Raw genomic sequence first — 19578 nt, 5'->3', positions numbered from 1 at the left:
AACTAGGAGAACGACCATGCCTGCACCCACCAAGGGCGCGCGCCTCGGCGGATCCCCCTCGCATGAGCGGATGATCCTCGCCAACCTCGCCACCGAGCTGTTCCGCCACAAGGCGATCACCACGACGGAGTCGAAGGCCAAGCGCCTGCGTCCGTACGCGGAGCGCCTGGTCACCTTCGCCAAGAAGGGCGACCTCGCCTCGCGTCGCCGCGTGATGCGCACCATCCGCGACCGCGGCGTCGTCTACTCGCTGTTCGAGGAGATCGCCCCGACCTTCGCCGAGCGTCCCGGCGGATACACCCGCATCACGAAGATCGGCCCCCGCAAGGGTGACAACGCGCCGATGGCCGTGATCGAGCTCGTCCAGGAGGAGTACTCCCCGAAGCAGGCCGTGGTGAAGGAGGCCGAGGGCGCCGCCAAGAACGCGTCCCGGACCGAGAGCACCGACGAGTCCGCTGCCGAGGACACCGCCGCCGAGGCGAGCGCGTCCGAGGACACCGACGCCGAGGCGACCGCATCCGACGACACCGCGTCCGAGGAGGCTGCTTCCGAGGACGCCGCTTCCGAGGACACGGCCGCTGAGAGCGACGACGAGCAGGCCGACAAGGCCTGATCGCGCACGACGCGCCACGCCGAGGGCGGGCCGACGGGAGAGATCCCGTCGGCCCGCCCTTCTCGTTCCCCCGGCGCCTTGGATCCTCCGTCGACGACGTACGCCGTCTTCCCCGTGCCCCTGGTCGGGGGTGAACGGCGGGGCAACGCCCGATGAACTCTGGAGCAGCCCGGGTGAGACCCCTCCCGGGGAGGCTGGTCGTTCCGGCGCCGGTGAGATCGGGGGGCGGAGGCCACGCGGTGCGGCGCCGCGCCTCCGGGATGTCCGACGCCGGCCGGTATATGGTTAGGCCCGGAAGCCGCCGGTGGGGGCCGGCGACCTCACGGGGAGGTCGCGGACCGGGTCCTGCAGCGCTGTCCGGCACTTCCGCGCCCCCGCTTCCGCGCCTTCCCCTACGATCCGGAGCCCCTCATGTCTCAGCGGAATCTTCCCCCCGCCACCGACTCCACCGCCGATTCCCGCCCTCGCTCGGGCATGACCCGCCGCACGCTGTTCGCCGCCACGGCCGTCGGCGTCCCGGCGGCGACGGCTGCGCTGTCCATGTCTCCGGCCGTCGCCGACCCCTCGGTCACGGACGGGGAGACCCGCATCCTGGACGTACCGCTCGCGGACTACGCGCTGATCGACGTCGACGGCGGGCAGGCACGCGATCTTCCCGAGCAGCCGGCGACGATGGTCGGCCTCACCTGGCCGGCGGATTCAGAGGCCCCGGCCGTGCACGCGCGCGGTCTCGGGCAGGACGGGAACTGGACCCCGTGGTGCGAACTCGAGATCGCCGAGGACCCGGACAGCGGCGAGGAGGCCCCCGGCACGGAGCTGGCGTGGCTGGGCGTGGTCTCGGCGCTGCAGATCCGCGCCGAACTGGACGGCGGGGACGTGACCTCCGAGGCCACGGCGCACATCGTCACCACCTCGCCGACCGAGGGCGACGAGATGGTCGGAGACTTCAGCGGGCCGTACACCTCCCAGTCGCAGTCACAGGACCTGCAGGCACAACCGCGGATGATGTCGACCCGCGCCGCGGCGAACCCTGCCACTCCACTGCTTCCCGGCTCGACACCCTCCTTCGTCGCGCGTGCGACCTGGGGTGCCGATGAGGGCAGGACAGGAGCCACGTACGGGCGCGACGAGCTCAAAGCCGTGATCATCCACCACACCGCGGGCACCAACAGCTACAGCAGCAGTGAGTCCGCGCAGATCGTCCGGGGCATTCACACGTACCACACGCGCACCCTGGGGTGGGCGGACATCGGGTACAACATCCTGGTCGACAAGTACGGTCGGATCTTCGAGGGCCGCAGCGGCGGCCTCCACCGCAACATCCAGGGTGCCCACGCCACGGGATTCAACCGCGGCTCCTTCGGCATCTCCGTGCTGGGCCACTACAGCTCCACCGAACCTTCCGCCGCGGCGCGGGACGCGGTCTCCCGGATCGTGGCGTGGAAGCTCCTGAGCACGTTCGAAGAGCGCGTGTGGAGCACGTCCACCTGGAGTTCGATCGCCAGCGGCACCCGCTTCGACGCCGGTTCCACGCAGACCCTCGCGAAGGTGATGGGCCACCGGGATGTGAACCACACCGAGTGCCCCGGGTACCAGCTGTACCAGGAGTTCGACCGGATCCGTGGCGATGCGCAGTACTACATGGACCACGGGTGGAAGCATCACCTGACGGCGTTCAACGCCGCTGGGGGAGCGGCGAAGCTCGGCACCGTGGTCCGCAGCGCCTACAGCACGGGAACCTACTGGGTCACGGTGCTCACCAAGGGGCTCGTGATGCACAGGGGTGCGGAGAAGGCCGTCGGCTACGTCAGCGAGGTGGCCCAGGAGTGGCAGCCCTCCTGGGGGCGCCCGACCAGCTCCGTCTCCCACCGGGGCGGCAAGAGCTACCAGTCCTTCGAGAACGGCGTGGCCGTCAAGTCGGGCAGCTCTGTGAGCTTCCAGGAGTCCCGCTTCGTCGACGTCCCCCCGGGCATGATGTACCGCGAGGAGATCGAGGAGCTCGCCGAGCGCGGTATCACCACCGGCTGGCCGGACGGCACCTACCGTCCGCTGGACCCGATCCAGCGTGATGCGATGGTCGCCTTCGTCTACCGCGCTCTCGGATCCCCGCGCTTCACCCCGCCCAGCCGATCACCGTTCTCGGACATGCCACCGAGCCGCATGTACTACAAGGAGATCACGTGGGCGCATGCGGAGGGCATCGTCGAGGGCTGGTCCGACGGCACGTTCCGTCCCACCGCCTCGATCGAGCGCGGCGCGGTCGCGGCATTCCTGTACCGTGCCTCCGGGCGGCCGTCCTCGGGGACCTCGAACCCGTTCCGGGACGTCCCCTCGAACCATCAGTTCGCGAAGGAGATCAGCTGGCTGGCCTCCACGGGCATCAGCACCGGCTGGTCGGACGGCACCTTCCGCCCGGTGGAGCCGATCGCCCGGGACGCGATGGCCGCCTTCATGATCCGCTGGATGGAAGAGCGCGGGCTCTGAGGCGACGAACTGGCTGCCCGCCGGGAAGGAGATGCCGGTGAAGGTCGCCGTGCTGTGCGATGTCGATCAGACCGTCTACCACGTGGGGGACGAGGCCATCGCGACGATGACCTCCCGGCGGCTGGCCGATCGAGGGTTCGACGTCGTGCGCATCTCCCGGCACGAGAAGTACGGGCCCGACGGCACGGCCCCGGCGTCGGCCATCCCGGCGCTCACCTTCCCGTGGCCGCTCGAGGATCGGGCGAGGTACCTCGAGGAGATCCGGGCCGTGCTCGCGGGCGACCTCGATGCCCTTCCGGCTGAGGACAAGCTGTTCGGCATCATCGAGCGTCTCCGTGCCGTGGATGCGCTGGTGATCGGCGGCGGCGGGAGCCTCACCTCCCGCTACGGCTGGCTGCTCGACGAGCGCGTGGCCACCGCCGAGGTGGCGCACTCGCTCGGCAAGCCGGTGATCCTCAGCGGCCAGAGCCTGGGCCCGGAGCTGACCGACACCGACCGCGACAGCGTGCGCCGGCTGCTCGAGCTGTGCTCGGTCGTCGGCCTGCGGGACCACCACAGCGTGGGGATCGCCCGCCGGCTGTGCCCGGGCCACCCGGCGGTCGTGCAGACTCTCGATGACGCCGTCGGCCTCGAGCCGGAGACTCCGCTGGACCCCGAGCTGATCAGCGTCACGCTGGGCGGGGACGGTGATCCGTTCCCGCGGGCCGACTACGTCGCGGTGGCCGCCGCGGTGATCGAGGAGCTCGCCCGGCGCACCGGCGCCCGCGTCGAGCTGGTTCCCCACATGGCGGATCCCGATACCGGCGGGGGCGATCTGCAGGTCCACCGCGAGGTCGCCGACCTGCTGACGGTGCCGGCCACCGTGTGCCCGATAGAGCCCGACACCGCGGCCACCGCACGCACCGCCCGCGCCGCCTGGGTGGTCACCACGCGTTTCCACCCGGTCGTCTTCGGAGCCGCCGCCGGGGCCTCGGTGCTGGCGATGCCACTGAACCGCTACGGCGCCTCCCGCATGGACGGGGCCCTGCGGAACCTGGGCCTCGCCGGCGGAGTGGTCCCGCTGGCCGCCCTCTGGGACCCCGTCGGCGCCGGCCCGTCCGATCTGGTCGGTTCCGTGGTCGACGCCCTCGTCGCGGCCCGGGAGAGCGAGCGCGCCCATCTCGAGGCGGTGCGCCCTGCGCTGCTCCAGGCCGCCGCGGACTGGTGGGACACCGTGGCCTCGGTGCTGCGCGCACAGGACGGGTCAGCCGGGCGGGGCAGCGCCACCGCGGTCGAGGCCTCCAGCATGCCGGCTGTCGCCGACCCTGTCGGGGCCGGGATCGAGCCGCACCAGCGCTGGCCCCACGAACTGCGGGAAGAGCTCGCACCGTGGATGACCATGACCGGGACGCCGGCCCCGGAGCCGTCGGTCTCCATCATCATGCGCACCCGCGACCGGGCCCGGATGCTGGATCGGGCCCTGCAGGACGTCCTGGCCCAGACGCGGCAGGACTGGGAGCTGGTGATCGTCAACGACGCCGGGGATCGCCGCGGCGTCGACGAGGCCGTCGCACGCTATGAGGCGGAGAGCGGCGGACGCATCCGGGTGCTGCACCGCGAGCGCTCCACCGGGATGGAAGCGGCGAGCAACCACGGCCTGCGCGAGTCCACCGCGCCCGTGGTCTCCGTCCATGACGACGACGACACCTGGCACGCGACGTTCCTCCAGGAGACTCTCGCCCATCTCGCGGCGCATCCGGAGCAGGACGCCGTCGTGGTGCGCACCCTGGTGGTCTACGAGCACGAGACGCCCAGCGGCTTCGTGGAGGACGAGGCGTTCCGCTCGTGGCCGGAGCTGGAGGGCGCGCGTCTGCTGGACTACATCGCGGTCAACCGCCACGCGCCGATCGCGATCCTGCACCGCCGCCGCGTCCACGAGAGCGTCGGCGAGTTCGACGAATCCCTGCCCGTGGTGGGTGACTACGCGTTCCATCTCGAGCTGCTGCAGCGCTTCGACGTCGGATTCCTCGACCGTCCCCTCGCGCAGTGGCGGCACCGGCCCACCGCCACCGGGCCCAGCAGCAACTCGATGTTCAGCCTCAGCCACGGCCACCGCCACTTCGACGCGGAGCTGCGCGAGCGGTACTTCCGCGAGTGGACCCGCGAGCACGGGATCGGGCTGCCGATGTTCCTCTCGAAGAACACCGAGACCCTCCTGGGCCGCAGCGAGGAACGCGTCCTCGAGGAACTGCGCGCCGTGCGCGAGGAGCTCGGCGCCACCCGGGCGGAGCTTGCCGAGCTCCGTGAGGAACGGGCCGGCGCCGAGCTGACCGGGACGGGTGGCCGGGCCGTACGGGCGGCCGGACGCCTGGGCCGACGTGCCCTCGACGACGCTCGACGTGCCCTCGGTGATGGCCGGCGCGCTCTCCGGCGACGTCCGCCCGGCTGAGGGAGCCGGCTCTCGGGCGACGTCCGCCCGGCTGAGGGAGCCGGCTCTCGGGCCCTAGCCCTGTCTGGTCTGCCCACGCCGTTCGTGCCCCGTCAATCCATCGCGCCACGCCGCGCAGTTCCACTGATCTGTGCCGAGCTCGGCACGTTTCGGTGGAACGGATCGGCGAGTCGGGATGGTGCGGGCCGAGCGAGGCCGACGAGTCGGGATGGTGCGGGCTGAGCGAGGCCGGCGAGCGATGTGAGGTGAGCGCGATGGGTGCTGAGGCGCAGCTCAGCCGAAGTGACGCGGCAGCGTCGCCCCGCGCAGGTCCTGCAGCTCGCGCAGCGGGAAGGCGGCGACGCCCTGGATGTCGAGCGTGTCGCCGCCGGTGGAGCCGAGGCGCAGCTGCGGCACCCCGTGCTCGGCGCACAGCGCCGCCAGGCGCTCCTCACGCTCTGCCGGGACCGCGACCAGGGCCCGAGCCTGGGACTCGGAGAACAGTGCCGTGGGCAGATCGACTCCGTCCCGTGCCCGCAGCGCCTCCAGATCGACGGTGGCGCCCGTGCCGAAGCGCGTCGCGGCCTCGACCAGGGCCTGCGCGAGCCCGCCGTCGGAGAGGTCGTGGGTCGCGGCGGCGAGGCCTTCCTGGGAGGCGGCCACCAGGACCTGGGCGAGGGCCCGCTCCGCCTCCAGGTCGACCTGCGGGGGCAGCCCGCCGAGGTGGCCGTGGATGACGTCGGCCCAGGCCGAGCCGGACAGCTCCTCGCCAGTGGTGCCGAGCAGCAGCACCGAGAGTCCGTCCTCCTGCCAGCCAGCGGGCACGCGCCGGGCGACGTCCTCCAGCACGCCCAGCACGCCGACGACCGGAGTGGGGTGGATGGCGGAGTCGATGCGGCCGGGCTCGCCCGTGGAGTTGTACAGCGAGACGTTGCCGCCGGTGACCGGGACGCCGAGGATCTCGCAGGCCTCCGCGAGGCCGCCGATGGCCTCGACCAGCTGCCACATGGGGCCCGGGTCCTCGGGGGAGCCGAAGTTCAGGCAGTCGGTGACCGCCAGCGGCGTCGCGCCGGCAGCGGCGACGTTGCGATAGGCCTCTGCGAGGGCCAGCTGCGCGCCGGTGCGGGGGTCGAGCTTGGTGTAGCGGCCGTTGGCGTCGGTCGCCAGGGCGACGCCGCGGCCGGTGGTCTCGTCGACGCGGATCACGCCCGCGTCGTCGGGCATCGCCAGCGCCGTGTTCCCGCCGACGTAGCGGTCGTACTGGTCGGTGACCCAGCCCGTCGCGGCCAGATTGGGGGAGGAGATCAGGTCGCGCAGAGCCTGGGCGATCTCCGAGGCGCCCTGCGGCCGGGGGAGGGCCTCGGCACGATCGGCCTGCAGGGCGTCCTGCCAGTCGGGGCGGGAGTACGGGCGGTCGTAGACGGGGCCGTCGACCGCGACCGTCGAGGGGTCGACGTCGACGATGCGGCGACCGTGGTGATCGATCGTCAGCCGTCCTTCGCCGGTGACCTCGCCGATCACGGCGGCCTCGACGTCCCACTTGGCGGTGATCGCCTCGAACTCGGCCAGCTTCTCGGGGCGCACCACGGCCATCATGCGCTCCTGCGACTCGCTCATGAGGATCTCGCCGGCGTTCAGGGTGGGATCACGCAGCAGCACGTTCTCCAGATCGATGTGCATGCCGGAGTTCCCGTTGGCCGCGAGCTCGCTGGTGGCGCACGAGATGCCGGCGGCGCCGAGGTCCTGGATGCCCTCGACGGTGTGGGCGGAGAACAGCTCCAGGCAGCACTCGATGAGCACCTTCTCCATGAAGGGGTCGCCCACCTGGACGCTGGGTCGCTTGACGGGCCCGCCCTCGTCGAAGGTCTCCGAGGCCAGGATCGAGGCGCCGCCGATGCCGTCACCGCCGGTGCGGGCACCGAACAGCACGACCTTGTTGCCGGGTCCGGTGGCCGAGGCCAGATGGATGTCCTCGTGCCGCAGCACGCCCAGGCACAGGGCGTTGACCAGGGGATTGGTCTGGTAGGCGGGGTCGAACACGGTCTCCCCGCCGATGTTGGGCAGGCCCAGGGAGTTGCCGTAGCCGCCGACGCCGGAGACCACGCCGTGGACCACGCGGGCGGTGTCGGGATGGTCGATGGCACCGAAGCGCAGCTGGTCCATGACGGCGACGGGTCGCGCGCCCATGGAGATGATGTCACGCACGATGCCGCCGACGCCGGTGGCCGCGCCCTGGTACGGCTCGACGTAGGAGGGGTGGTTGTGGGACTCGACCTTGAAGGTGACCGCCCAGCCGTCGCCGATGTCGACGACGCCGGCGTTCTCGCCCATGCCCACCAGCAGCTTCTCCCGCATCGCGGCGGTGGTGCGCTCGCCGAAGGTGCGCAGATGCTTCTTGGAGGACTTGTACGAGCAGTGCTCCGACCACATCACCGAGTACATGGCCAGCTCCGCGTTCGTCGGTCGCCGCCCGAGGATCTCGCGAATGCTGGCGTACTCCTCGTCCTTGAGGCCCAGCGCCGCGAAGGGCTGCGCCTGCTCGGGGGTCGAGGCGGCGACGTCGACGGTGTCGACGTCGCCGTCCCCGGGTCGGCTTCCCGAGGGGACGGTCGCAGAGGCGTGGGCGTGGTCAGCGGTCATCGCGGGATCGGATCCGTTCATCACGGGGACAAGGAGAGCCGGCGCGACCTCACGGGAGCCGTCGCGGCCCGCCCAGTCTACGAGCGTTCGCGCGCAGCCGAGCCGCGGCCGCGCGCCTCGCGCCGGGCCTTCTTCTCCTTATCGCGCAGCGCCTTCTCGCTGACCGGCGCGTCGTGGGCGGCCCGCTGGGCGCGGTAGTAGGCGGCGGCCTCGTCCTGGCGCTCCTGCTCCCCGCCGAGGGCGATCGGAGCGCGGACATGACCGGGACGGACGTCGAAGGCCGCGACCAGGTCCAGCGCGTGCGGGCGCAGCCGCCACAGCAGCCGCCGCACATCGGAGCCGATCTGGCGTCCGCGCTGGGAGGAGATCATCCCGCTGAGCAAGAACCAGGCCAGGTCGTCCTCGATGGTGCTGAGGCCGTAGAGGTCGCGCACGTCCGTCAGCACGGCGCGGGAGCCCTCATCCTCGAGATCCTCGATGCCCGCGGTGAAGGCGCGCCAGCGCACCAGATCGGCGTGGGCGCGGGCCGCCTCCAGCATCTCCACCTGGTGCTTGTTGACCTCGGCGGCCGCGTCGGCGGGATCCATCTTCGCCGCGGGGCGCAGCGCGAGGGCCACCTCCTCGACCTTCACGCGCGCGCGGGCGGTGAGCATCTCCTCCTGGAAATCGCGCGATCGCATCGAGTCGAACGCACGACGGGTGCTGCCGCGGTCGCTGAGGTCCTGGGCGAGCCGTGCCCAGGGAGTGTGTCGCTTGGCCAGCACCTCGGCGCGCTTGGCGATGAAGCGGCCGATGCCGGCGCGGTCCACGCTGCGCAGCTCGGAGGTGTAGTCGCTGAGCAGGCGCTTGGCGACCAGCTGCAGCAGGACGGTGTTGTCGCCCTCGAAGGTGGCGTACACATCGAGGTCCTGGTGCAGGCCCACCAGCTGGTTCTCGGCCATGAACCCGGCACCGCCGCAGGCCTCGCGGCACTCCTGGATGGTGTCCAGGGCGAGACGCGTCGAGGTGGGCTTCAGCGCCGCGGCCAGGGTCTCGAGGTCCTCACGGGCCTCGGGCTCCTCGGCGCGTCCGGAGAAGACGTCGTCGAAGGCTTGCAGCAGCTGCTCATGGGCGAAGGCGCCTGCGTAGGTCGAGGCCAGCTTGGGCAGCAGGCGCTGCAGATGCGCCTGGTAGTCCAGCAGCACGGTGTCCTGGGTGGGGTCGGCCGCGGTGAACTGGCGGCGCTGGCTCGCGTAGGTGATGGCGATGTGCAGGGCGAGCTGGCCGGCGCGCACCGCGGACCCGTCCAGCGACACGCGCCCCTGGACGAGGGTGCCGAGCATGGTGAAGAAGCGGCGCCCGGGGGACTCGATGGGCGAGCTGTAGGTCCCGTCGGGGGCGACGTCCCCGTAGCGGTTCAGCAGGTTGGTGCGGGGCACGCGCACGTCCTCGAAGGCCAGGCGCCCGTTGTCGATCCCGTTCAGACCGCCCTTGGGGCCGTCGTCCTCGCTCGAGACCCCGGGCAGCAGCCGGCCGTGCTCGTCCCGCACCGGCACGTAGAAGCAGTGGACGCCGTGGTCGACGCCGCGGGTGATCAGTCGTGCGAACACGGTGGCGGCGCGCGCGTGGATCGCGGCGTTGCCCAGGAAGTCCTTCCAGGCGGCGCGGAACGGGGTGTTGATGACCCATTCCTCGGTGGCGGGGTCGTAGGTGGCGGTGGTGGCCAGGGACTGCACGTCCGAGCCGTGGCCGATCTCCGTCATCGCGAAGGCACCGGGGGTGGTCAGGTCCATCGCATCCGGCACCCACCGCCGCTGCTGCTCCTCGTCACCCAGCTGGACGATCGCGGCGGTGAACAGTCCCCACTGCACCCCGGCCTTGATCTGCAGGGAGGGGTCGGCGACCACGAGCTCCTCGAAGGCCGCGACGTTGGCACCGTTGTCGTTGGGACCGCCGAGGTGCTCGGGGAGCATCGGCCAGGAGACGTTCTCCGCGGCGAGGCTCTGCAGCTGGGTGAAGACCCGCTCGCGATGCTCGGCGACGGTGTGGTCCAGCGGCCGGTGAAGCTCAGGGCGGGCGGCGCGCTCGCGGGCGGTGCGGCGGGTCTCGGCCCAGCGGCCCAGAAGCGCCTCGGAGACCGCCTCGACGTCCAGGCGGGCGGAGCCCTCCGGCGGCACCGGGATGGGGCCGGTGGGTGCGGCGGTGGTGGCGCCCGTGGGGACGGTCGTCGGCCCGGTGGCGGTATCGCTGCTGCTGGCGGCGGTGGCACCAGCGCTCGCGCGGGAGTGCGGAGTGCGCTGGGCGGGACCGGTGTGCTCGGTGCGAATGGTCATGCGTGCATTCCCTTCATGAGCCAGGTGACGAGGTAGGTGACGAGCTGGTCGGAGGTGATGGGTGCGGGGACAGCGGCGTCGCCGTCGGCGGCCTCGCCGTGATCCCGCTGCGTGCTGTGCTTCTCGTGCTTGTCGTGGTGCTCGTGGTCCCCGTGCTTCTCGTACTCCTCGAGCTCGGTCATCCAGGTGTCGACCGCGCCCTCGACGAAGCCGACCGCTCCGTGGGCCCACAGCTGCGGGGAGGGGACCTCCTCGGGCAGGAACGTGGTCACCAGGCGGGCCACGGCGTGCAGGAAGTGGTTCAGCCCGTCGCTGGGGCGGGTGACGAAGCGGTAGACGCCGGGGGAGCGCTGCGTGGTCTCGACATAGGCGCGGATCATCGCGCGGATGCGCTCGTCGGCGTCCGGTTTGCGCCCGGCGTCGGACTCGAGCGCCCGCAGCTCCGCGACCAGCTTGCGATGCATGGTGGACAGGATGCTGCGGCCCAGGGCACGTTGCAGGTGCGCCTTGTCCTCGAAGTAGCGGTAGACGATCGACTTCGAGGTGCCGGAGGCCGCGGCGATGTCCTCCATGGTCACGTCCGGGCCCTGCTCGTGGATCAGGTGCCGGGCCACGTCGAGCAGCTCGGCGCGGCGCTGTTCCCGGTGCTGGGCCCAGCGGGCCGACCGTCCGTCCACGGGGGCTTGCGTCGTCGCGTTCACGGAACCTACGGTATCAAGTACCGGCGGTCCTAGGTAAAGTTCTCCGCAGAATCTGGTTCCGCGTCTCCCGACGACCCGACGAGACGTTCCCTGACGAAGAGTCCCACGAAGAGGTGCACAGCAGTGAATGATTTCCCGCGCGAGGCTCTGATCCTCGGTGGCAACCGCATCCCGTTCGCCCGCGCCGGCGGCGCCTACGCTGGCATCTCCAACCAGGATCTGCTCACCGCGACCCTCGAGGGCCTGGTGGCGCGCTTCGGCCTGCAGGGCGCGAAGCTCGGCGAGGTCGCCGGGGGCGCGGTCCTCAAGCTGGCCGGCGACCTGAACCTCACCCGCGAGAGCGCGCTGGGCACGCCGCTTGATCCCCGCACCCCGGCGATCGACCTGTCCAAGGCGTGCGCGACCAGCCTGGAGACGGTCGTCCACATCTCCAACCGGATCCAGTTGGGACAGATCGACTCCGGGATCGCCTGCGGCGTCGACTCCGCCTCGGATTCCCCGATCGAGGTCACCCCGCGCCTGCGCCGGATCCTGCACCGCGCGTTCTCCGCCAAGACCGCCGTGCAGCGCCTCAAGGCACTCGGTGCGATCCGCCCGGCGGACCTCGCCCCGGTCCCGCCGCGCAACGGCGAGCCCCGCACCGGGCTCTCGATGGGTGAGCACATGGCTCTGACCGCTGCTCAGTGGGGCATCGACCGCCAGGCCCAGGACGAGCTCGCGCTCGCCTCCCATCAGCATCTGGCCGCGGCCTACGACGCCGGCTTCTTCGACGACCTGGTCACCGGGTACCGCGGTCTCGCCCGCGACCAGAACCTCCGCCCGGACTCGTCGCTCGAGAAGCTCGCCTCGCTCAAGCCCGTCTTCGGGACGAAGTCCCCGCAGGTCGCCGAACCGACCATGACGGCCGGGAACTCGACGCCCCTGACCGACGGCGCCTCCTCCGTGCTGATGGGCAGCCGGGAATGGGCCGACGAGCGCGGCCTGCGGCCGCTGGCCCGCGTGGTCGATGCCCGCACCGCGGCGGTCGACTTCGTCCACGGTCAGGAAGGGCTGCTGATGGCTCCCGTCTACGCGGTGCCGGAGCTGCTCGACGACCACGGCCTGACCCTGCAGGATCTGGACTTCTACGAGATCCACGAGGCCTTCGCCGCCACCGTGCTGGCGACCCTGAAGGCCTGGGAGTCCGACGAGTTCTGCCGCGAGCGGCTCGACCGGGGCGGCGCGCTGGGCGCCATCGACCGCAGCAAGCTCAACGTCGCCGGCTCCTCGCTCGCGGCCGGGCACCCCTTCGCCGCCACCGGCGGGCGCATCGTGGCGACCCTGGCGAAGCTTCTCGACGAGCGAGCCCGGGAGACCGGCCGCGTCCAGCGCGGCCTGGTCTCGGTGTGCGCCGCCGCCGGCCAGGGCACCGTCGCGCTGCTGGAGTCCGTCGCGCCCTGATCCGCCCGCGCGCCGGCCCGGTCATGCGCCGGCCCGGCCGCGCATCGACCCCGCCCCGGCGCCGCCGAGCGCGCCCCACGCCTCCTGGAGGACTCATGACCGACGCCTACACCCGCTTCGTCCGCTCCGGCCCGGGCAGGTTCATCGCCTCCCGCGCCGGCCTGCCCCGGCCCGCGCCGCTGCCGCGCCGCGGCGACCGGCCCGAACCGGTGCTGGGGCCGGTCGTCGTGCTCGGGGAATCGGAGGGCGCCGACGCCGTGGCGCACCTGCTGCTGTCCTGGGGAGCCGATGTCCGGCGCCGCTTCGAGGAGCTGCGCACCGTCGGCTCCGTGGTCGCCGTGCTCGACGAGGTCTCCACCCCCTCGGACCTCGGCCGGATCCTGCTGCCCCTGGCCGGCGCGATGCGCTCGCTCGCGCCCGGCGCCCGCGTGGTGACGATCTCCCGGCCCGCGCGCGGCGAGGACCCGGCCCGTGACGCCGCCCGTGGCGGGGTCGAAGGGTTCCTGCGCTCGCTCGCCCACGAGATGCGCGGCGGGGCCACCGCCAACGGCGTCCTGGTCGCGGACGGGGTCGGCCTGGACGCGCCGGGCGTGACGGGCGCCCTGAGGTTCCTGCTCTCGGCCCGCAGCGCCTTCGTCGCCGGCCAGTTCCTCACCGTCTCCCGCGAGGCCGGCTCGGCCACCGGGGACGCCGCCGCGCCGCTGGCCGGACGCACCGCCCTGGTCACCGGCGCCGCCCGCGGCATCGGCGCGGCCATCGCCCGCACCCTTGCGGCCGACGGCGCCCGGCTCGTGGTCCTGGACGTGCCCGCCGCCGGCACCGAGCTCTCCCGTCTGGCCAATGAGCTCCGCGCCGTGCCGATCCAGCTCGACGTCACCTCCGACGGCGCCGGGGACCGGCTGATCTCGTTCCTGCGCGAGCGCTCCCTGGTGCTGGACGCGGTGGTGCTGAACGCCGGCATCACCCGCGACAAGCTCTTCGCCAACATGACCCCGCAGAAGTGGGACCCCGTGCTCGCGGTGAACATCGCCAGCCAGATCACCCTCACCGAGGCACTGATCGAGGCCGGTGATGTGCTCGGCGATCAGCCTCGCGTGGTCTCGCTGGCCTCGACCAGCGGGATCGCCGGCAACCGGGGTCAGACGAACTATGCGGCCTCCAAGGCCGGCGTGATCGCCTTCGTCGAGGCGCTCGCCGCCCGCCTGGAGCCCGTCGGCGGCACGGCGAACGCCGTCGCCCCCGGGTTCATCGAGACGGAGATGACCGCGCGGATGCCGGCGGTCTCCCGGGAGGTCGCCCGGCGTCTGAACTCCCTGCAGCAGGGCGGCCTGCCGGTGGACGTGGCCGAGGCGATCTCGTTCCTGTCCTCCGCCGAGGCCGGGGGCCTCCGCGGCGAGACGCTGCGGGTGTGCGGACAGAACCTGGTGGGGAGGTGAGCGCTATGACCTCCGCCTCGTCCGAGCCCTCCCGCGAGCGGGTCAAGGACCTCGCCGACGTCCCCTCGTTCCCCGCCGTGTACGCCGCCGCGCTGGATCCTCGCTCGAACCGCGGCCGCGCGCGAGGCCCGCGGAGTCCCCGGGGCTCGAGGAGCGCGGCGGGCGCGGCCGCCCCTGCGGCTCTCCCCGAGGTCGCCTACCGGGTGCGCGGCGTGCGACTGGACGCCGAGCGCGCCCGCGACTTCGACCATCTTCTGGGCGGGCCGGCCACGGATCTCGTCCACCCCGGCGTGCTGCACGTCCTCGCCTTCCCGGTCTCCCTCGCCCTGATGGCCCGGCGCGACTTCCCCTTCGCGCTGCTGGGCCTGGTCCATCTGCGCAACCAGGTCCTCCAGCACCGCCCGGTGCGGGTCGGGGAGCTGGTGGACGTCGAGTGCCGGGTCAGGGACCTGCGGCCCCACCGCAAGGGCCGCACGTTCGAGGCCGTCTCCACCATCCTCGGCCAGGACGGCGAGATCATCGCCACGGACGTCTCGACCTACCTGGCCAAGGGCGACGGCGCGGCGGACGGCGACCGCGACCAGGGCGGCGGGAGCTCCGGCGAACCCACCGCGCGCCGGGACTTCGAGCCGCCGCGGCCGACCGGGCGCTGGCGGCTGCCGGCAGACACCGGCCGCCGCTACGCCGCGGTCTCCGGTGACGTCAACCCGATCCATCTCTCGGCCCTCAGCGCCCGGGCGTTCGGCTTCCCGCGGGCGATCGCGCACGGGATGTACACCGCCTCGCGTGCCTTCACCGAGTCACGCATGGACCTCTCCCGCCCGCTGCGCTGGGACGTCTCCTTCGACGCGCCGGTCACGCTGCCGGGCACCGTGCTGGTGGCCTATGAGGATCACGACGAGAGCGGCTCGGTCCGCTGCGTGGGCTGGCGCGCGGCGTCCTCGGGGAAGGGGCCGCGCCGCTGCTTCGAAGTGGAGGTCACGACGCTGGGCTGAGCGTTCCGTCCCCGCCGCTCAGAGCGACCGGCTCCCGCCGCTCAGAGCCTCCTGCAGCACGTGGAGCAGGTGGTCGATGAACTCCTCGGGACGCACGTCCGTCAGCACGTCCACGTTCGGTGCGCGTCCCCACCGGCCCAGCTCGTCGCCGACGGTCTGTCCCCTGGTCAGCATGCCGGTCAGCTCCACATCCACCGCCAGCGGTCTCGTGCGCGCGAAATCACCGGTGGCCGCATGAGCGGCCACCAGCGGGTCGTGGACGTGCGCCATCCAGCCGAACCCGTCGGCCTGATGGAACTCGAAGTACCAGCGCAGCGCGTCGACCAGGATCGTGGCCACCGGGTGACCGGTGCGGTCGGCGGTCCCCTGGAGCCGGCTGAGGGTCGCGGAGGTGAAACGGACCGTCTCCGTGGCCTCGAGGGAGCCCAGCACCGGCCGTTGCGGGGCGCCGGTGAACGCCGCGAGCACCTGCTGTGCGGCCTCGGGATCCACGGCGATGTTCCACTCGCTGGTCGGGCCGGTATTGCCGCGATGATTGATGGCCCCGCCCATGATGTGCAGCCTCCGCAGCAGACGGGGCAGCTCCGGGTCCAGTTCCAGGGCGAGGGCGAGGTTCGTGTGCGGGCCGAGCACCAGGCCGACGAGCTCGCCCGGATGCGCCCGCGCCGTCTCGACCCACAGCTGCGCGCCCTCGCGCGGGTCGCCGCTGGTCGTCGGCTCCGGCAGATGCGCATGGCCGAGTCCCTGGGGGCCGTGGGTGTCGTCGGCCGTCATCAGGTCGGCGGTCAGCGGGGCGGCCGCCCCACGGGAGACCGGGGCGTCGATGCCGAGCAGCTCGGCCAGGACCAGGTTGTTGCGGTGGACGGCCGCGACCTCGACGTTGCCGGCGCTCGAGACGACCCCCGCGATCCGGACGTCGGGATGGCCGGCGAGGTAGGTCAGGGCGATCGCGTCGTCGATCCCGGTGTCGCAGTCGACGAGGACGGGGAGAGTCATGGCCTCAGCGTACGGACCCCGGCACGGGGAGCACCGTCAGGGGACCGGATCGGGCCGGGCTCTGTTCGGGCTCCGCCCGCCTAGACTCGACCCATGAGCCCGCTGACCGACTTCCTCCTGCTCAGCCCACGGGAGGTCCCCCTGGGCGGGCCGCGGGGGATGAGCGTGCACCGCACCCTGCCCGCGAAGGAGACCTCGCTGATCGGCGCATGGTGCTTCGCCGACCACTTCGGGCCCGACGACGTCTCCACCGGCGGCGGCATGCAGGTGGCGCGGCATCCGCATACGGGGCTGGCGACCGTGTCGTGGCTGTTCGAGGGCGCGATCACGCATCGGGACTCGATCGGCAGCCACGCCTTGGTGCGCCCCGGCGACGTCGACATGATGGCCGCCGGAGCGGGCATCACCCACTCGGAGTTCTCCACCAACGACACCACCGTCCTGCACGGCGTCCAGCTCTGGTACGCCCTGCCCGAACGCACCCGCTTCACCACCCGCGAGTTCGCGATGCACACCCCCGCCCCGCGCGCCACCGACACGGCTCGGATACGGGTGGGCATGGGGCGCCTGCGAGCGGTGGACGAGGCCGGCGACGTGCTCGAGGACCACAGCCCGCTGAGGACCGACACCGAGCTGTCGATGGCGCAGATCGATCTGGGCGCCGGCGCGTCCCTGCGCCTCGACCTCGAGCCCGGCCACGAGCACGGCGTGCTCGTCGACCGCGGCCGGGCGCTGCTGCGCACCGGGGCGCGCTCCCTCGACGCGGGCCGCGGCGAGCTCGCGGTGCTGCCCGACGGCGCCGATCACCTGGAGCTCCGCGCCGACGACGGGGAGGACCTCCGCGTGATGCTGCTCGGCGGTGAGCCGCTGGGGGAGGACATCATCATGTGGTGGAACTTCGTGGGCCGCACCCATGAGGAGATCGAGCAGTTCCGCGCCCGCTACCAGGCCGAGATCGGCGTCGAGCTCGGTCTGGAGGACGCCCCGATCGCCGGCATCGCCCGTGAGCGCGGCGGCCTCGGCGCCGAGGACGAGCAGTTCGGCCCCTTCGCCCCGCACACCCCACCGGCCATCCCGGCCCCACAGCTGCCGAACGGTCGCCTGCGTTCCCGCGGGCGAGCCGGCCGCCCCACCGCATGACGGAGCACCCCATGACACATCCCGACCCCGACCACGGCGGATCCCGTGCCGACGTGAGCACGCCTGCTCCCGCTGATCGGCCCGCCCCGGCTGATCGGCCCGCCCCGGCCGCCTCCGGCGGCCCCGACCAGACCGACCGGGTGATCCTGCGGACGGCGGCCGACGAGCAGGGGCTCTCCGGTCCCGGCCCCGTGCTCGTCCTCGACGACGCCACGGGAGAGCTCACCGCGGCGGCGCTCGCCGAGCACGCCGAAGCGGCTGCCGACGGCTCGGCGCCGGTGATCTCCTGGGCCGGCTCGTACGCGACGACCGACGCCCTCCGCCGCCGGTTCCGCGACGAGATCGCCGCGGGCCGTCTCCAGGTCCCCGGCGGCGACCGCCCGATCCCGGTCGCCGACGTGGCGGTCTCGGCCCGGCCCCGCCTGGCCCTGATGCGACTGCCGAAGGCTCTGGCCGACCTCGAGCATCGCTGCCGGGACCTCGCCGGGGCCGGCGAGGTCACGCTGGTCGCCGGGGGCCGCGTCAAGCACATGACCCGCAGCCAGAACGAGGTGCTCGCCCGCGTCTTCGCCGAGGTCCACGCCTCGCGGGGCCTGGGGAAGTCCCGGACTCTGGTCGCGTCCTCTCCCCGCGAGCACATCGAACCGGCCGCGACGGCGACCGGCATCGCGCGGGTCCGGGTGCGCGGCCAGGAGCGCGACCTCGCGGTGCGCGGCATCGGGGGAGTGTTCGGCGGGGCCTCGGCCGATGCCGGCAGCCTGCTGCTGCTCGAGGCCCTGGACCGCAGCCTGCCGGGAGCGACGGGCCCAGCCGGGGAACCCGATGCCGCCGCCACGATCAGCGCGATCGATCTGGGCAGCGGCAACGGGCTGCTGACCGCCTATCTTGCGGCGGCGCTGCCCGCGGCGCGGGTGCTGGCCAGCGACGACGATGCCGACGCCGTCGCCTCCACGCGGGCGACCCTGGCCGCGAACGGCCTCACTCGGGAGAGCATCGCGGTGACCTGGGATGCATCCCTGTCCCGGGTGGCCGACGGCACCGCGGACCTGGTCGTGCTGAACCCGCCGTTCCACGCCGGCACCGCCATCGACGCCACCCTGGTGCACGGGCTGCTGGATGCGGCGGCACGAGTGCTGCGGCCGGGCGGACAGCTGTGGTTCGTCCACAACTCCTACCTGCGCTATCGGCCGGAAGTGGAGCAACGCGTCGGGCCGGTGCGTCAGCAGGCCCGCGACCGGCGCTTCACCGTGCTCTCGGCGACGCGCGCCTGAGCATCCCCGGTCTCAGGCGACGAGGCTGCCCAGCACCGAGGTGAACAGGCCCAGCCCGTCGGTGCCGGTGCGGGTGCCCGCTCCGGGCTCGTCGGGCCCGAAGCCGGCCTCGACGGCGTGCTCGGGGTGCGGCATCAGGCCCACGACGTTGCCCGCGGCATTGGTGATGCCGGCGATGTCGTGGCGGGAGCCGTTGGGGTTGGCCTCGAAACCGGCCGGGCCGTGGGTGGCGCCGGCGGTGTAGCGGAAGACGACGCGCCCCTCCGCCTCGAGCTCGTCCAGGGTGCGCTCGTCGGCGACGTACTGGCCGTCCTGGTTCTTCAGCGGGATCCGGATCACCTCGCCCTGCTCGAACGCGCCAGTCCAGGCGGTGCGCGTGTTCTCGACGCGGAGCGGCTGGTCACGGCACAGGAAGGTGCGGTGGGCGTTCTTGATCATGGCACCGGGCAGCAGGTGGGCCTCGCACAGGACCTGGAAGCCGTTGCAGATGCCCAGGACGGGCATGCCGCCGCGCGCCGCGTCCACGACACGTTCCATGACGGGGGAGAACCGGCTGATCGCCCCGGCGCGCAGATAGTCGCCGTAGGAGAAGCCCCCGGGCAGCACGACGGCGTCGACCTCGTGCAGGGAGTCCTCGCCGTGCCAGAGCGCGACGGGCTCGCCGCCGGCCAGGCGCACGGCCCGCAGGGCATCGCGATCATCCAGCGTGCCCGGGAAGGTCACCACGCCGACGCGCATCAGGCCTGAGCCTCCGCGGCGGTCCGGTCGTCCTCGACCTCGAGGGCGACGACGTCCTCGATCACGGGATTGGACAGCAAGGTGGTGGCCGCCTCGCGGAGGGAGGCGAGCACCTCATCGGTGACCTCGCCGTCGACCTCGAGCTCGAACCGCTTGCCCTGGCGCACCGAGCTGATGGACGTGAAGCCCAGCCGCGGCAGGGCGGCGGCGACGGCCTTGCCCTGCGGGTCGAGGATCTCCGGCTTCGGCATGACATGGACCACGACGCGTGGCATCGGCATTCTCCTGGGGACGGCGGCCGCCGTACGGCGGGCGGAGCGGGGGACCGGGGCCTTCCCGTCCGCAGTGCATGCACCGGGACGGGGCGGCGATGCCGGCAGGCAGCTGGCATCCGGCCCCATCGTC

Annotated in this window: 14 protein-coding genes; 8 read left to right on the top strand and 6 right to left on the bottom strand. The window is 72.7% G+C overall.

The window, feature by feature from the left end:
• Nucleotides 1-16 precede the first annotated feature (16 nt).
• The 3 genes from rplQ to ACFQRJ_RS14705 all read left to right on the top strand — a co-directional run bounded on the left by rplQ (nucleotide 17) and on the right by ACFQRJ_RS14705 (nucleotide 5525).
• Complete coding sequence (gene rplQ, locus ACFQRJ_RS14715) at nucleotides 17-613, top strand: 50S ribosomal protein L17 (protein WP_377019961.1); 597 nt, start codon at nucleotides 17-19, stop codon at nucleotides 611-613.
• Between the two features lie 411 nt (nucleotides 614-1024).
• Nucleotides 1025-3097, top strand: coding sequence for an S-layer homology domain-containing protein (locus ACFQRJ_RS14710; protein ID WP_377019960.1), 2073 nt, complete (start codon nucleotides 1025-1027; stop codon nucleotides 3095-3097).
• Between the two features lie 37 nt (nucleotides 3098-3134).
• Nucleotides 3135-5525 (top strand): polysaccharide pyruvyl transferase family protein, encoded by a 2391-nt coding sequence (locus tag ACFQRJ_RS14705; protein ID WP_377019958.1) that lies wholly within the window; start codon nucleotides 3135-3137, stop codon nucleotides 5523-5525.
• Nucleotides 5526-5798: 273 nt separating this feature from the next.
• On the opposite strand, the gene purL is transcribed toward ACFQRJ_RS14705, so the two are convergent.
• From purL to ACFQRJ_RS14690, 3 genes are all read right to left on the bottom strand, one after another.
• Entirely contained in the window at nucleotides 5799-8144 is a 2346-nt protein-coding gene (gene purL, locus ACFQRJ_RS14700) for a phosphoribosylformylglycinamidine synthase subunit PurL (RefSeq protein WP_377019957.1), read from the bottom strand.
• A gap of 77 nt (nucleotides 8145-8221) precedes the next feature.
• Nucleotides 8222-10456 (bottom strand): acyl-CoA dehydrogenase, encoded by a 2235-nt coding sequence (locus ACFQRJ_RS14695; RefSeq protein WP_377019956.1) that lies wholly within the window; start codon nucleotides 10454-10456, stop codon nucleotides 8222-8224.
• A complete protein-coding gene (locus tag ACFQRJ_RS14690) occupies nucleotides 10453-11157 on the bottom strand; it encodes a TetR/AcrR family transcriptional regulator (RefSeq protein ID WP_377019955.1) in 705 nt (234 codons plus the stop codon). The genes ACFQRJ_RS14695 and ACFQRJ_RS14690 overlap by 4 nt, the downstream gene beginning before the upstream one ends.
• A gap of 123 nt (nucleotides 11158-11280) precedes the next feature.
• On the opposite strand from ACFQRJ_RS14690, the gene ACFQRJ_RS14685 reads away from it, so the two are divergent.
• The 3 genes from ACFQRJ_RS14685 (at nucleotide 11281) to ACFQRJ_RS14675 (ending at nucleotide 15028) form a co-directional block, all read left to right on the top strand.
• On the top strand, nucleotides 11281-12597 hold the full coding sequence (locus tag ACFQRJ_RS14685; RefSeq protein ID WP_377019954.1) for an acetyl-CoA C-acetyltransferase: 1317 nt from the start codon (nucleotides 11281-11283) through the stop codon (nucleotides 12595-12597).
• 95 nt (nucleotides 12598-12692) lie between these two features.
• On the top strand, nucleotides 12693-14033 hold the full coding sequence (locus ACFQRJ_RS14680) for a 3-oxoacyl-ACP reductase (protein ID WP_377019953.1): 1341 nt from the start codon (nucleotides 12693-12695) through the stop codon (nucleotides 14031-14033).
• 5 nt (nucleotides 14034-14038) lie between these two features.
• Nucleotides 14039-15028 carry a MaoC/PaaZ C-terminal domain-containing protein gene (locus ACFQRJ_RS14675; RefSeq protein WP_377019952.1) on the top strand — a complete coding sequence of 330 codons (990 nt, stop codon included), beginning with the start codon at nucleotides 14039-14041 and terminating at the stop codon, nucleotides 15026-15028.
• A gap of 18 nt (nucleotides 15029-15046) precedes the next feature.
• Here the strand turns inward: ACFQRJ_RS14675 and ACFQRJ_RS14670 are convergent, their stop codons facing one another.
• A complete protein-coding gene (locus ACFQRJ_RS14670; RefSeq protein WP_377019950.1) occupies nucleotides 15047-16024 on the bottom strand; it encodes a nucleoside hydrolase in 978 nt (325 codons plus the stop codon).
• 93 nt (nucleotides 16025-16117) lie between these two features.
• Between ACFQRJ_RS14670 and ACFQRJ_RS14665 the strand changes: the two genes are divergently transcribed.
• Nucleotides 16118-17164, top strand: a complete 1047-nt coding sequence (locus ACFQRJ_RS14665; RefSeq protein WP_377019949.1) for a pirin family protein — start codon at nucleotides 16118-16120, stop codon at nucleotides 17162-17164.
• Nucleotides 17165-17175: 11 nt separating this feature from the next.
• Entirely contained in the window at nucleotides 17176-18435 is a 1260-nt protein-coding gene (locus ACFQRJ_RS14660; protein ID WP_377019948.1) for a class I SAM-dependent methyltransferase, read from the top strand.
• A 12-nt stretch (nucleotides 18436-18447) separates the two neighbouring features.
• Here the strand turns inward: ACFQRJ_RS14660 and purQ are convergent, their stop codons facing one another.
• Nucleotides 18448-19173 (bottom strand): phosphoribosylformylglycinamidine synthase subunit PurQ, encoded by a 726-nt coding sequence (purQ, locus tag ACFQRJ_RS14655; RefSeq protein WP_377019947.1) that lies wholly within the window; start codon nucleotides 19171-19173, stop codon nucleotides 18448-18450.
• Nucleotides 19173-19448 (bottom strand): phosphoribosylformylglycinamidine synthase subunit PurS, encoded by a 276-nt coding sequence (gene purS / locus ACFQRJ_RS14650; RefSeq protein WP_377019946.1) that lies wholly within the window; start codon nucleotides 19446-19448, stop codon nucleotides 19173-19175. Before purS ends, purQ begins: the two co-directional genes overlap by 1 nt.
• Between the last annotated feature and the right edge of the window lie 130 nt (nucleotides 19449-19578).

This window comes from Brachybacterium sp. GCM10030252 (assembly GCF_042666535.1).
In the GTDB taxonomy this organism is placed as follows: domain Bacteria; phylum Actinomycetota; class Actinomycetes; order Actinomycetales; family Dermabacteraceae; genus Brachybacterium.
This window is presented reverse-complemented; position numbering and strand designations above follow the sequence as displayed.

Bases quoted from the DNA above. Each gene is read 5' to 3' on its own strand.
- ACFQRJ_RS14675 (WP_377019952.1), top strand. From the start codon at position 14,039: ATGACCTCCGCCTCGTCCGAGCCCTCCCGCGAGCGGGTCAAGGACCTC.
- ACFQRJ_RS14695 (WP_377019956.1), bottom strand. From the start codon at position 10,456: ATGACCATTCGCACCGAGCACACCGGTCCCGCCCAGCGCACTCCGCAC.
- ACFQRJ_RS14710 (WP_377019960.1), top strand. From the start codon at position 1,025: ATGTCTCAGCGGAATCTTCCCCCCGCCACCGACTCCACCGCCGATTCC.
- ACFQRJ_RS14670 (WP_377019950.1), bottom strand. From the start codon at position 16,024: ATGACTCTCCCCGTCCTCGTCGACTGCGACACCGGGATCGACGACGCG.
- purQ (WP_377019947.1), bottom strand. From the start codon at position 19,173: ATGCGCGTCGGCGTGGTGACCTTCCCGGGCACGCTGGATGATCGCGAT.
- purS (WP_377019946.1), bottom strand. From the start codon at position 19,448: ATGCCACGCGTCGTGGTCCATGTCATGCCGAAGCCGGAGATCCTCGAC.
- ACFQRJ_RS14680 (WP_377019953.1), top strand. From the start codon at position 12,693: ATGACCGACGCCTACACCCGCTTCGTCCGCTCCGGCCCGGGCAGGTTC.
- ACFQRJ_RS14665 (WP_377019949.1), top strand. From the start codon at position 16,118: ATGAGCCCGCTGACCGACTTCCTCCTGCTCAGCCCACGGGAGGTCCCC.
- purL (WP_377019957.1), bottom strand. From the start codon at position 8,144: ATGACCGCTGACCACGCCCACGCCTCTGCGACCGTCCCCTCGGGAAGC.
- rplQ (WP_377019961.1), top strand. From the start codon at position 17: ATGCCTGCACCCACCAAGGGCGCGCGCCTCGGCGGATCCCCCTCGCAT.
- ACFQRJ_RS14660 (WP_377019948.1), top strand. From the start codon at position 17,176: ATGACACATCCCGACCCCGACCACGGCGGATCCCGTGCCGACGTGAGC.